The following is an 11,128-nucleotide window of genomic DNA, read 5'->3' on the forward strand; positions in this document are numbered from 1 at the left end:
GCTGGAAATTTTGTTACTGTGCGTGATGTGATTGACGCTGTAGGATCTGATGTTATCCGCTTTATCATGTTAACCCGCCGTAATGATCAAACGCTTGATTTTGATTATGCCAAGGTGACAGAGCAATCACGTGATAATCCAGTTTTCTATGTCCAATACGCACATGCTAGGGCTTGTTCGGTTCTGCGTCAGGCTGAACATGTGCCACATGAAGCGGATTTATCTGTTCTTAAAGATCCAGCTGAATTAGCGGTTCTTAAAATGCTGGCGAGCTGGCCTAAAATTGTCGAGTCAGCCGCCCGTGCGCATGAAGCGCATCGCATTGCGTTCTTCCTGGTCGATCTGGCAAGCTCATTTCATTCTTTGTGGAATGCTGGTCGTGAAAACCCTGAATTACGCTTTATTCTCAATGATAATCAGACTGTCACAGCCGCGCGCTTGCAGCTTGTCAAAGCCACAAGTTTAGTTATTGCAACTGGTTTAAATGTGTTATCCATTAAAGCCTTAGACGAAATGTAATGGAGTTATAATGGCAGTGAAAGGTGACATAAATAGCGAAAAAAAATGGCGTAGTCTTCTGGTGCTGGCGTTGATCACTATGGCGGCTGGTGTTGTTACCTATTTTTTGATGCCTATTTTTCTGCCAGCCGATCAGATTGACGTCCAGATTATCTCTGCCCCAGAGGGACCGATAAAGGTCAAGCCTGACGATATTGGTGGCAAAGCCATTGAAAATCAGGACTCGGCGGTTATGAGCATGATTGCCAATAACAGTAAATCTGATGTCGATGTGGAAAATCTGCGTCCGCTGTCAAGTGATCCCGAACTGCCCCCCGTGACATTATCAGAGGCATCAAAAGAATCCAAGGCAGAGGCAGAGACACAGACTCAAAACGATAATAAAACAACAATGAAAGTTGCGTCGGCAGAGGTGAAATCATTAGATGCGGAGGATACAAGACCTCCCTTAACGTCAGATAACGAAACAGTATCAAATGAAAGCTCAGCGGGCAAAAAGGCACCAAAATCACTGATACCAACAGCTAAACCCGCTGATAAACCCCAAAAACCTGCCAAAGTGAAACAGAAGCAAACCCCCAAATCGGATGAACCACTTTACCGCGTTCAGCTTGCGGCCTTTCGCAATGACGATAAAGCGGCAGAAGTTGCCAGTCTTTTGACGCAAAAGCACAGAACAAGATTGAATGATATTATTCTGGAAATAACAAAAATTGAAACCAAGGATAATGGGGTTTTTTGGCGCATAGTAACGGAAACTTTGGTTCGCGTTGATGCTGATAATCTATGCACGTTGTTAAAGCGCGCTGGACAAGATTGTATTTTACGCAAAGTTAAAGCGGCAGGTCAGTAAATGTCGGAAACAAGCTTTGAAGATAAAAATGCACATGCAGAACCAGTTCAGGAAAATAGTGCCGAGACAGATCAGTTGTCATTATTTGTCAATCTTGACGGTTTTGAAGGACCGATTGACCTGTTACTGTCATTATCGCGTGAACAAAAGGTTGACCTAACGCGCATATCGATTTTGCCGCTTGCCGAACAATATCTTGAATTCATCAATAATGCCCGCACGCTAGATCTTGAAATTGCCGCTGATTATCTGGTGATGGCGGCATGGCTGGCATATCTCAAGTCGCGGCTTTTATTGCCCGAACCAGAACCAGAACAGCATGAAGAAATCATTGATATGGCTGATGCTCTGAAATATCAGCTGATGCGGCTTGAATCGATGCAGCAAGCGTCCAAACGTCTCATTTCATTACCCCGATTAGGGCACCAAAGATTTGTTCGTGGCCAGTCTGAGAGCTTTAGCACCACCACTGAGGCTATCTGGAGCGCCAGCCTATACGATCTGCTTGCTTGCTATGGTGAAATTCGTTCACAAGGCGAGAGTGAAACCCTGACGATTGCCGCCACCTATCTTTATTCAGTTCAGGAAGCAACTAAGCGGTTACGTAATCTGATTAGTCGCAGCCCAGAATGGACAGTTTTACAGCATTTTTTGCCGCCTGGCCTTGAAAAGCCTATGGATAGACGGTCTGCAACCGCTTCTCATTTTGTTGCGTCGCTTGAACTGGCACGTGACGGGCTGATAAGACTGCGTCAAGACACGAACTATGCGCCGCTTTATCTAAAACCGAAGGATGTATCGTGACCGACGCAATCACATTAACTGATAATGATCCCAAAACCTGGGCGGCAACGCTGGAAGCGCTTGTTTTTGCGTCTGATAAGCCCGTACGTGCGCGTGATCTGGCCGCGCATGTGCCCGAGGGTATTGAAATTGCCGACATTATGGCTGTTGTTGCCGAACGCTATGATGCAACAAGTGGTATCGAATTATGTAAAGTTGGTGACGCGTGGGCATTTCGCACAAGACCGGAAATTGCCGAACGTTTGAGCCAGCATAAAGTCATTGAACGCCCGTTGTCACGTGCGGCACTGGAAGTGCTGGCTATTATTGCCTATCATCAACCGATTACCCGGTCTGAAATTGAAGAAATTAGGGGTATTTCACTATCCAAAGGCACGATGGATATTTTGCTGGAATTGGGCTGGATTAAACCAAGAGGTCGGCGACGCACGCCTGGTCGTCCATTAACCTGGGGCACTAGTCCCGGATTTCTTGATCATTTTGGCCTTGGTGATACGTCTGATTTGCCCGGAATGGCGGATCTTAAAGCGGCCGGATTATTGCGTAAGGGACAAGTTCTGGGTCAGCTTATGGACAATAGTGATGGTGATGAAGACGCAGAAGAAGATGATGATGATGATATTGACAGCGATGATCTGCTAGCTGAAGCATGGTTAGATGAAGATTTGACTGAAAATGAGAATGCTTTCGAAGACGAGATAACCGATGATGGAGACCAAGATGCTTGATTTCCGAAATGTCGGACATGCCTATAATGGCACCCCATCGGTAAGCGATGTAAGTTTTACCGTTGACGAGGGGGAAGTGGTGTCCCTGTTGGGGCCATCCGGGTGTGGCAAGACCACTTTATTGCGTCTTGCTGCCGGATTGGAAACTCCCATTAAAGGCCAAATTCTGTTACAAAATCAAATCGTCTCATCGCCAGACCACAGTCTTCCTCCCGAAAAACGTGGTATTGGCTTCATGTTTCAGGATTACGCATTATTTCCGCATTTATCAGTCATTCAGAATGTTATGTTTGGTTTGAAAACTCGGGGTAGCGCAGCGATCGCCCGTGCCATGGACACATTGGAACAAACAGGCATTGATGACCTGGCTGATGTTTACCCGCATGAACTATCAGGGGGACAGCAACAACGCGTTGCATTAGCGCGGGCCTTGGCACCCAATCCAAAAGTCATATTGCTTGATGAACCCTATGCGGGTCTTGATAGCCGTTTGCGCGAGCGTATTCGAGATCAGATGCTGCATGTGTTGAAAGCTGCTGGGACAGCCGCGCTCATGGTTACCCATGACGCCGAAGAAGCTATGTTTATGTCTGACCGTATCGTTGTGCTTCGGGAAGGTGAGATTGAACAGGCTGGTCGTCCCGTTAATCTATATTGCCAGCCTAAAAGTGCCTTTGTGGCTGAGTTCTTTGGTGAGGTGAATCGGCTTGAAGGTGTGGTCAAAGATCGTAAAATTCAAACGCCATTAGGTGTGTTTGATGCATCCGACACTATGGATGATGGTCAAGCCGCTAGTGTTGTCATACGGCATGAAGCGCTTCAGATTATTCCTGACAGCAACCATGACCAACATCAAACGCAAATCCTATCAAATGAAAATGGTGCCGCTGCCGAGGTTATGGAAGCCCGTTTGCTGGGCAGAGCGTCATTGATACATCTATCGGTGCCAACAGGACGCGACGAAGTGCATTTACATGCGCGTATTCCAGGATTGAACTCATTTGAAGCGGGAAGCCAGGTGCGTGTACAGGTGGATCCATCACAGGCTTTTGTTTTCGCTACCAAGCAAGGGGCAAACATTTAGAATGATATTTTAAACATCTAACTTGATCAATATACATGCGTTTCGGAATAAGGAATTGTTGTGCCATTCAAACAGCCTGTTTATAGTATGGCTATATTCGGAAACTCCGATGACAATAATTTAGGTAAGGATAAATTATGGCTCTTGGTCCATGGCAATTACTAATAATTCTAGCAATAGTTTTGTTGCTTTTTGGCGGCAGAGGTAAAATCTCATCCCTTATGGGAGATTTCGGTAAAGGTCTTCGTAATTTTAAATCTGGTCTAAAAGGTCCCGAAGATAGCGCTGATGCGGACGAAATGGATGAAGCCGAAGTCATAGAGGCTGCGCCTGCCGCGCGCAAAGCCCCCGCACGCAAAGCCGCAAAAAAACCTGTGACTAAAAAGGCCGCTCCAAAAAAGGCCGCACCAAAAAAGACTGCCTCGAAAAAGAAAGCCGCTAAAAAGGCAACTAAGAAAGCCGCCCCGAAAAAAGCCGCAGCAAAGAAAAAAGCGACTAAAAAATCTGCCGCCAAGAAATAGGTGGTAGGTCGAAGTTATGCTTGATATCGGTGGCTGGGAATTTTTGGTCGTTGCTTTTGTGCTGCTCATGGTGGTTGGCCCAAAGGAACTGCCAAAGATGTTACGCGGTTTTACCCGCTTCACGCGGCAGATGCGCGCAATGGCTAGCGAGTTTACGCGTGGTTTGGAAGATATTGCCTCGCAATCAGAGGTTAGCGATCTGAAAAACACCATAGCCGATATTAAACAAGGTGATTATTCAAACCTTGTGGATACGATTGACCCCTCAGGTGATCTTGCAGATACGGTTAATGAAACCAAACGTTCATTTGCGGGCGATACTGATCTAGATGAAGTGAAATCACTAGCTGGTGATGCTAATGCCATGATCGTTGATAACCTGCAACAAGGTGGCATAAAATCACCCACTACAAAGAAAGCGGCGTCAAAAAAAGCGACACCAAAGAAAACGGTATTTAAGAAAGTGGTGCCTAAGAAAGTAGTGGCTAAGAAAGTAGTGGCTAAGAAAACAACGCGTGCCTCGACTGCCAAAACGTCGAAGAAATCTGCTGGGTAAAATGACTAAGCCTCCTAAAAAAAATAAGGCAGATAGTCAAAAGCCTGAAATAATCGACGAGCTAACGGCTAATGTCGAAATGGATGACGATGTGCAAAGTGATGACGCATCATCTCGTGACGATTATGAAACCAACATCGACGATGACACACAGGCATATGATGATGGTGAGGTAAAGATGTCACTGGTCGCACATCTTACCGAATTGCGTAACCGGCTTGGTATAGCGATTGCTGCCTTCATGATTCTATTCCTGATCTGTGTCGCGCCTATTCCTGGAACTGATAATAGCTCAATCGCCTATCATGTTTTTATTTTCCTGCAAGCTCCATTAGCTGATGTTATGGAAGCCAGAGGCGGGGGCCGAATGATATTTACCGCCCTTCATGAAGGGTTCTTTACCCAAATCAAGGTCGGTTTTTTCACCGCTTTATGTGTAACATTTCCTATTATGAGCATGCAAATATGGCGGTTTATAGCCCCCGGTCTGTATAAAAATGAAAAACAGGCGTTTTTGCCGTTTCTCATTGCCACGCCTGTTCTGTTCTTGATGGGTGCGGCCATGGTTTATTATGTCGTAACACCGCTGGCCTGGAACTTTTTTATCTCTTTTGAAATGGCCGCCTCTGAAGGGGCATTGGCGATTGAGGTAGAACCTCGCATCAGCGAGTATCTATCACTTGTAATGCGTTTGATATTTGCATTTGGATTGGCTTTTGAATTACCAGTAGTGTTGCTTTTGCTTGCACGTGCAGGACTTGTAACACCAGAAGGTTTGGCGGAAAAACGTAAAATAGCAATTGTTATCGCCTTTGTGGTCGCGGCCATTCTGACCCCACCCGATGTAATTTCACAAGTGTTGCTGGCGACACCTATTATTTTGCTGTATGAAATATCAATATTTGGCGCAAAGATTATGAATAAACGCCGAAATGACGAATTTGATGATTAGGTTGTGATGACACCATTCGATGGTATAAACACCCAAAGTTGATAGATTCGAAACACGAATTGTTTAATTGTTACCATTGATGCAAGACTGAGCCTGACCAATGCATGATATCCGTTTTATCCGTGAACATCCTGATCAATTTGACGCCGCCATGAAACGGCGTAAGGTTGACATGTCGGCGTCTTCCATTCTGGAAATGGACAGCGCCCGCCGCGCCTTGCAAAGCGAACTTCAGGAAATGCAGTCACGCAGAAATGTTGCGTCCAAAGAGATTGGCAAGCTTAAAGCCAATGGCGGCGATGCCGATGTGCTTATTGCCGAGGTCAATGATATTAAAACGGCAATGCCCGATATTGAGACCCGCGAAGCTGATCTGGCGCATAAATTAGACGCTGTGTTAATGGAAATTCCAAATATTCTGGATGTAACAGTACCAGATGGTGATGATGAGCATGATAATGAACTGATACGTTCACATGGTGACATTCCGAGCTTTAGCTTTACGCCGATTGATCATGTGGCGCTTGGCGAAGCTCTGGGGCAAATGGATTTTGCCCTTGGTGCTAAGCTTGCTGGCGCACGCTTTGTGGTATTACAAGGCCAGTTAGCACGCCTTGAACGGGCACTTGCTGCGTTAATGCTTGATACGCATACAAGTGAATTTGGCTATATTGAGACAGTGCCACCATCTTTGGTAAATAGTCAGACGATGACAGGTACTGGACAATTACCAAAATTTGCAGAGGATCTGTATAAAACCGGTGACAAATGGCTGATACCAACGGCTGAAGTGCCACTTACAAATATTGTCGCTGGTGACATTTTGTCGCCTGACATTTTGCCAATACGGATGACAGCTTATACCAATTGTTTCCGTTCGGAAGCCGGGTCAGCTGGGCGTGATACGCGCGGTATGATCCGTCAACATCAATTTTCAAAAGTTGAAATGGTATCGATTAGTCACCCCGATGACTCGGCTGCTGAGCTGGAGCGCATGACCGGATGCGCTGAAGCTATTTTGCAGAAACTAGAATTGCCATACCGTGTACTTAAATTATGTAGCGGTGATACTGGCTTTTCAGCTGAACAAACCTATGATCTTGAAGTATGGCTTCCAGGCCAGGATGAAGGGCGCGGTATGTATCGTGAAATTTCATCTTGTTCAAATTGCGGGCCATTTCAGGCACGCCGCATGAAAGCTCGCTATCGTGACAAAGACACAGGTGAAACACAATTCTTGCATACGCTCAATGGATCAGGTCTTGCGGTTGGTCGTACAATGATTGCCGTGCTGGAAAATGGACAGCAAGAAGATGGCACAGTATATCTACCGGCGGCTTTGCATCCATATATGGGGACTGATCGCCTGATTAAGCAAAGCGCATGACCGAAAATCAAAGCGACGTCAATTCTGGCGTAAACCGTCCCTTTGGTCGCATTTTATTATGTAATGATGATGGAATTGATGCTGTTGGCCTTAAGGTTTTACGCGCTATTGCCAATAGTTTGAGCGATGATGTATGGGTGGTTGCCCCCGTCCAAAACCATTCTGGAGCATCCCGTTCTATTACCTTGCGTCGTGATGTGGAAATCAAAGAAGTGGCGCATCAAGAGTTTTCTGTTTCGGGCACGCCTGCCGATTGCATCATCTTTGCTGTAAACAAAATTCTTGATAGACGTCCTGATCTGGTTTTAAGCGGCGTGAATCATGGGATGAATGTTGGCGATGACGTGCTGTATTCCGGGACAGTGGCGGCGGCCATGGAAGCCACACTTGCTGGTATTCCTGCCATTGCCCTGTCGCAGCAAGGTGGCCGCGAAAACCGTGAAGAATATCAGGTTGCTGACGCGCATGGGGCTAGTCTTGTCCAGCATCTATGGAATAGTGGCTGGACAGATCGCCTTGTTCCGAATGTGAATTTTCCTAAAGGTGATCCCGATACAATTAAGGGAATGATGGTATCAACAACCGACCTGCACAAGTTCGGTGATATAATCGAAGAGGGGGCCACAGCTGGTCATTTCCGCCTTGGCCCGCTGATCTCCAATCCTGACGCCAATCCAGGAAGTGACCGCGCGGCAATCAGGGATGGATGGATTGCGATGACGCCATTGGGAATGGATTTAACAGCGCATCAACACATTTCTGAATTTAAGCCGCTAAGCTTTTAGCAGGAGTCGCAAGCATTGGAGGATTTCACCCAACATAAGGCGCAGTTGATTATGGCACTGCGAGGGCAGGGGATTCTTAGCGCAACTGTATTATCAGCCCTAGAAAATATACCACGAGAGGTATTTGTTCCCGAATCACTTCATCAGCACGCCTATGAGAATGCGTCTTTGCCAATAGCGCTTGATCAGACAATAAGCCAGCCCTATGTGGTTGCACGTATGACTGAAGCACTGGAATTGACAGGACGCGAACGCGTACTTGAAATAGGAACAGGAAGCGGTTACCAGGCAGCGATTTTAACCTTGTTATGCCGCCGCGTTTACACGCTGGAACGTCTAAAGCCACTTTTGGTGACTGCTGAAAATAAATTGCGAAGCTTACGAATCTCTAACATCAGCTTCAGATTAGGTGATGGAAGTTTGGGCTGGCCCGAAGCAGCGCCCTTTGATCGCATCATTCTTACATGTGGTTGCAATAAAATTCCCGACAAACTGTTGAACCAATTAAAAATTGGCGGCATCATGGTTGCACCGGAGGGGTTAGGAAAGAACCAACAACTCGTGGTGGTGAAACGTCAAGAGGCCAGTTTTGAACGGAAACATCTTATGGCTGTGACCTTTGTACCGCTTATTGAGGGCAAACAGGATGAATAAAGCAAATCAAAACATTACACGCACAGCCATGACAGTCTTAATGATTGGCATCATGTCTGTTGCTATGTTGAGTGGCTGTAAAAAACCCAATCTATCACTAAGCCGCGCTGAACCTGCACCCGTAGTGACAGCCCCTTTGCGTGTGGCTGTTGAAACCCTACCTGCAAGTGGCGTTATTACGGTTCGCGACAATGATAATCTTTATACCATTGCAACGCGCTATCGTGTGACACCGCGTTCTATAATTCTGCAAAATAATTTATTAGCGCCTTTTACGTTACGTCCCGGGCAACAGTTAAAGCTTAACCCAACACGCTTTCATATTGTAAAGCCAGGTGATTCACTATTAACGATTTCACAACGTTATGCTGTAGGTCAATTTCAGCTCGCGGAACTCAATAATTTGCAGGAACCCTATAGTCTGACGGTCGGGCAAAGGTTACAGCTTCCCTTCAGTCAGGATTTTTCCATTCTGGATACGGGGCTTCCTAAGGGAATAGCATCAACAGGCGTGGCGCAACCTGCCGCTAGCCCAGCGCCAGCAAATACGACGCAAACAGCGGTTGCATCGGCACCACGTAAGAAATTTGTTGCACCAACAGGTGATGGCGCTTTTATCTGGCCTGTCAAAGGCGAGGTTATTGCCGAGTTTGGACCCGCGGCACGCGGCGTTCGCAATGATGGTGTAAATATCGCCGCCGCGCAGGGTGATATTGTGGTGGCGGCCTCAAAAGGGCGGGTTGCCTTTGTTGGCACCGAAGTAAAAAGCTTTGGGACTCTGGTGCTGGTTAAACATGATGGTGGGATGATATCAGCCTATGCGCATCTTGGCTCAGTCACTGTTAAGGAAGGCGATATTGTCGAGATTGGACAGCCGATTGGTACCGTGGGACAAACTGGTCGCGTTGACTCACCGCAATTGCATTTTGAAATACGTAAAACCCGGCAACCTATCGACCCAAGATTAGTTATAACTTAAGATTAATTAAAAACTTTAACTATCTGTTTAATCAATGTTTGTTTCGGTTCTAGATGCTAGGTCAACAATGAATTGCCAAGCGACACGTCCAGAACGGGCACCCCGACCCACAGACCAGCTTAGCGCTTCGTGCCGGACATCTATATTATGAGCATTGATCCCATAATGTAAAATATAGCCTTCGATCATCTCTAGATATGCATCCTGATCGATTGAATGAAACCCGATCCACAAGCCAAAACGATCCGACAGCGAAACAGACTCTTCAGTCGTCTCAGATGGGTTGATGGCGCTTGAACGTTCATTTTCTATCATCTGACGTGACATCAGATGGCGCCGGTTTGATGTGGCGTAAAATACGATGTTTTTTGGCCTGCCTTCTATACCGCCTTCTAAAGCGGCTTTTAGAGATTTATAGCTAGTCTCTCCCGAATCAAATGCCAGATCATCGCAAAACAAGATAAATTGACGTGGTATTTGCGCTAGAAAGCTCATCAAAAATGGCAAATCAACAATATCTTCGCGGTGAATTTCAACAAGCGCGCAGTCCAAACCACTTTCCATCATGCTTGCGTGTACAGCTTTTACCAAAGACGATTTGCCGGTGCCGCGCGCCCCCCATAGCAAAGCGTTATTAGCTGGCAGACCACGGCCGAAGGCAATCGAATTGGCAAGTAAATTGTCACGTTGATGATCAATACCCCGTAAAAGATCAAGCCTGACGCAATTAATGGCATGAACAGGATCAAGACGGCGCATAGCCGCATGCCATACATAAGCGTTGGCATATTCCAGATTATCTGGCTTTGGAGCCGGCGGAGACATACGCTCAAGGGCGTCAGCAATCCGGATCACCTGTTCAATTAAAGTAAATTTTGAGTCATTATCGGTCATTCGCTACCTATATCCTGTCTTGATTGATTTAAACATCCAAAAAATTAATCACTTAGTTTAATATGGGTCATTGCAGGTTTTGGCTAGTGTCGCTATGTTCTTGCCAGATTTGATTCATATAACGGAGCATTCTTAACATGTTTATTTCGCCTGCATTTGCACAAACGTCTGGCGGCCTAACCGAAACTGGTTTTGGCCTGTTACCAATCATTTTTGTAATGGTGATCTTTTATTTTCTGTTGATCCGTCCTCAGCAGAAACGTGCTAAGCAGCATAAAGAAATGCTTGGTGCACTTCGGCGTGGTGATAAAATCATCACATCAGGAGGATTGACTGGATCAATCGTAAAAGTCGTTGATGATAGCGAGACTGTTGAAGTTGAAATTGCCAAAGACGTAAAAGTTCATATCAT

The 11,128-nt window shown here is 46.1% G+C and carries 14 protein-coding genes; 13 read left to right on the forward strand and 1 reads right to left on the reverse strand.

Going from position 1 to position 11,128, the window contains the following annotated elements:
* The 12 genes from ACTF7Q_RS09200 to ACTF7Q_RS09255 form a co-directional block, all read left to right on the forward strand.
* Nucleotides 1-519: DALR anticodon-binding domain-containing protein (locus ACTF7Q_RS09200; protein WP_438997543.1), on the forward strand; the 519-nt coding region annotated here is incomplete at its 5' end.
* Between the two features lie 10 nt (nt 520-529).
* Complete coding sequence (locus ACTF7Q_RS09205) at nt 530-1,372, forward strand: SPOR domain-containing protein (RefSeq protein ID WP_438997544.1); 843 nt, start codon at nt 530-532, stop codon at nt 1,370-1,372.
* Entirely contained in the window at nt 1,373-2,176 is an 804-nt protein-coding gene (locus ACTF7Q_RS09210; protein ID WP_438997545.1) for a segregation and condensation protein A, read from the forward strand.
* Nucleotides 2,173-2,904: an SMC-Scp complex subunit ScpB gene (gene scpB, locus ACTF7Q_RS09215; protein ID WP_438997546.1), complete on the forward strand. Its 732-nt coding sequence runs from the start codon at nt 2,173-2,175 to the stop codon at nt 2,902-2,904. Before ACTF7Q_RS09210 ends, scpB begins: the two co-directional genes overlap by 4 nt.
* Nucleotides 2,897-3,988 carry an ABC transporter ATP-binding protein gene (locus ACTF7Q_RS09220; protein WP_438997547.1) on the forward strand — a complete coding sequence of 364 codons (1,092 nt, stop codon included), beginning with the start codon at nt 2,897-2,899 and terminating at the stop codon, nt 3,986-3,988. The genes scpB and ACTF7Q_RS09220 overlap by 8 nt, the downstream gene beginning before the upstream one ends.
* Nucleotides 3,989-4,125: 137 nt before the next feature.
* Nucleotides 4,126-4,509, forward strand: a complete 384-nt coding sequence (gene tatA, locus ACTF7Q_RS09225) for a twin-arginine translocase TatA/TatE family subunit (protein WP_438997548.1) — start codon at nt 4,126-4,128, stop codon at nt 4,507-4,509.
* 16 nt (nt 4,510-4,525) lie between these two features.
* Nucleotides 4,526-5,065 carry a Sec-independent protein translocase protein TatB gene (gene tatB / locus ACTF7Q_RS09230; protein ID WP_438997549.1) on the forward strand — a complete coding sequence of 180 codons (540 nt, stop codon included), beginning with the start codon at nt 4,526-4,528 and terminating at the stop codon, nt 5,063-5,065.
* Between the two features lies 1 nt (nt 5,066).
* Entirely contained in the window at nt 5,067-6,017 is a 951-nt protein-coding gene (tatC, locus tag ACTF7Q_RS09235; protein WP_438997550.1) for a twin-arginine translocase subunit TatC, read from the forward strand.
* Between the two features lie 100 nt (nt 6,018-6,117).
* On the forward strand, nt 6,118-7,404 hold the full coding sequence (gene serS, locus ACTF7Q_RS09240) for a serine--tRNA ligase (RefSeq protein WP_438997551.1): 1,287 nt from the start codon (nt 6,118-6,120) through the stop codon (nt 7,402-7,404).
* Nucleotides 7,401-8,189, forward strand: coding sequence for a 5'/3'-nucleotidase SurE (gene surE / locus ACTF7Q_RS09245; protein ID WP_438997552.1), 789 nt, complete (start codon nt 7,401-7,403; stop codon nt 8,187-8,189). The genes serS and surE overlap by 4 nt, the downstream gene beginning before the upstream one ends.
* Before the next feature lie 15 nt (nt 8,190-8,204).
* The gene (locus ACTF7Q_RS09250; RefSeq protein ID WP_438997553.1) at nt 8,205-8,843 is read left to right on the forward strand and encodes a protein-L-isoaspartate(D-aspartate) O-methyltransferase; all 639 of its coding nucleotides are present in this window, start codon (nt 8,205-8,207) and stop codon (nt 8,841-8,843) included.
* Complete coding sequence (locus ACTF7Q_RS09255; RefSeq protein ID WP_438997554.1) at nt 8,836-9,822, forward strand: peptidoglycan DD-metalloendopeptidase family protein; 987 nt, start codon at nt 8,836-8,838, stop codon at nt 9,820-9,822. The genes ACTF7Q_RS09250 and ACTF7Q_RS09255 overlap by 8 nt, the downstream gene beginning before the upstream one ends.
* A 27-nt stretch (nt 9,823-9,849) precedes the next feature.
* Here the strand turns inward: ACTF7Q_RS09255 and ACTF7Q_RS09260 are convergent, their stop codons facing one another.
* Nucleotides 9,850-10,716, reverse strand: a complete 867-nt coding sequence (locus tag ACTF7Q_RS09260; RefSeq protein ID WP_438997555.1) for an ATP-binding protein — start codon at nt 10,714-10,716, stop codon at nt 9,850-9,852.
* A gap of 137 nt (nt 10,717-10,853) precedes the next feature.
* Here ACTF7Q_RS09260 and yajC point away from each other — a divergent pair.
* A partial coding sequence (gene yajC / locus ACTF7Q_RS09265; RefSeq protein WP_438997556.1) for a preprotein translocase subunit YajC occupies nt 10,854-11,128 on the forward strand: 275 nt, incomplete at its 3' end.

The sequence above is a fragment of the Puniceispirillum sp. (SeqCode) genome, assembly GCF_965657105.1.
Lineage (GTDB): Bacteria > Pseudomonadota > Alphaproteobacteria > Puniceispirillales > Puniceispirillaceae > Puniceispirillum.

What these genes read in the sequence shown, in the direction of transcription:
- tatB (WP_438997549.1), top strand. Translation starts at nt 4,526, where the DNA reads ATGCTTGATATCGGTGGCTGGGAATTTTTGGTCGTTGCTTTTGTGCTG.
- ACTF7Q_RS09220 (WP_438997547.1), top strand. Translation starts at nt 2,897, where the DNA reads ATGCTTGATTTCCGAAATGTCGGACATGCCTATAATGGCACCCCATCG.
- surE (WP_438997552.1), top strand. Translation starts at nt 7,401, where the DNA reads ATGACCGAAAATCAAAGCGACGTCAATTCTGGCGTAAACCGTCCCTTT.
- tatA (WP_438997548.1), top strand. Translation starts at nt 4,126, where the DNA reads ATGGCTCTTGGTCCATGGCAATTACTAATAATTCTAGCAATAGTTTTG.
- ACTF7Q_RS09205 (WP_438997544.1), top strand. Translation starts at nt 530, where the DNA reads ATGGCAGTGAAAGGTGACATAAATAGCGAAAAAAAATGGCGTAGTCTT.
- ACTF7Q_RS09210 (WP_438997545.1), top strand. Translation starts at nt 1,373, where the DNA reads ATGTCGGAAACAAGCTTTGAAGATAAAAATGCACATGCAGAACCAGTT.
- serS (WP_438997551.1), top strand. Translation starts at nt 6,118, where the DNA reads ATGCATGATATCCGTTTTATCCGTGAACATCCTGATCAATTTGACGCC.
- tatC (WP_438997550.1), top strand. Translation starts at nt 5,067, where the DNA reads ATGACTAAGCCTCCTAAAAAAAATAAGGCAGATAGTCAAAAGCCTGAA.
- ACTF7Q_RS09260 (WP_438997555.1), bottom strand. Translation starts at nt 10,716, where the DNA reads ATGACCGATAATGACTCAAAATTTACTTTAATTGAACAGGTGATCCGG.
- ACTF7Q_RS09255 (WP_438997554.1), top strand. Translation starts at nt 8,836, where the DNA reads ATGAATAAAGCAAATCAAAACATTACACGCACAGCCATGACAGTCTTA.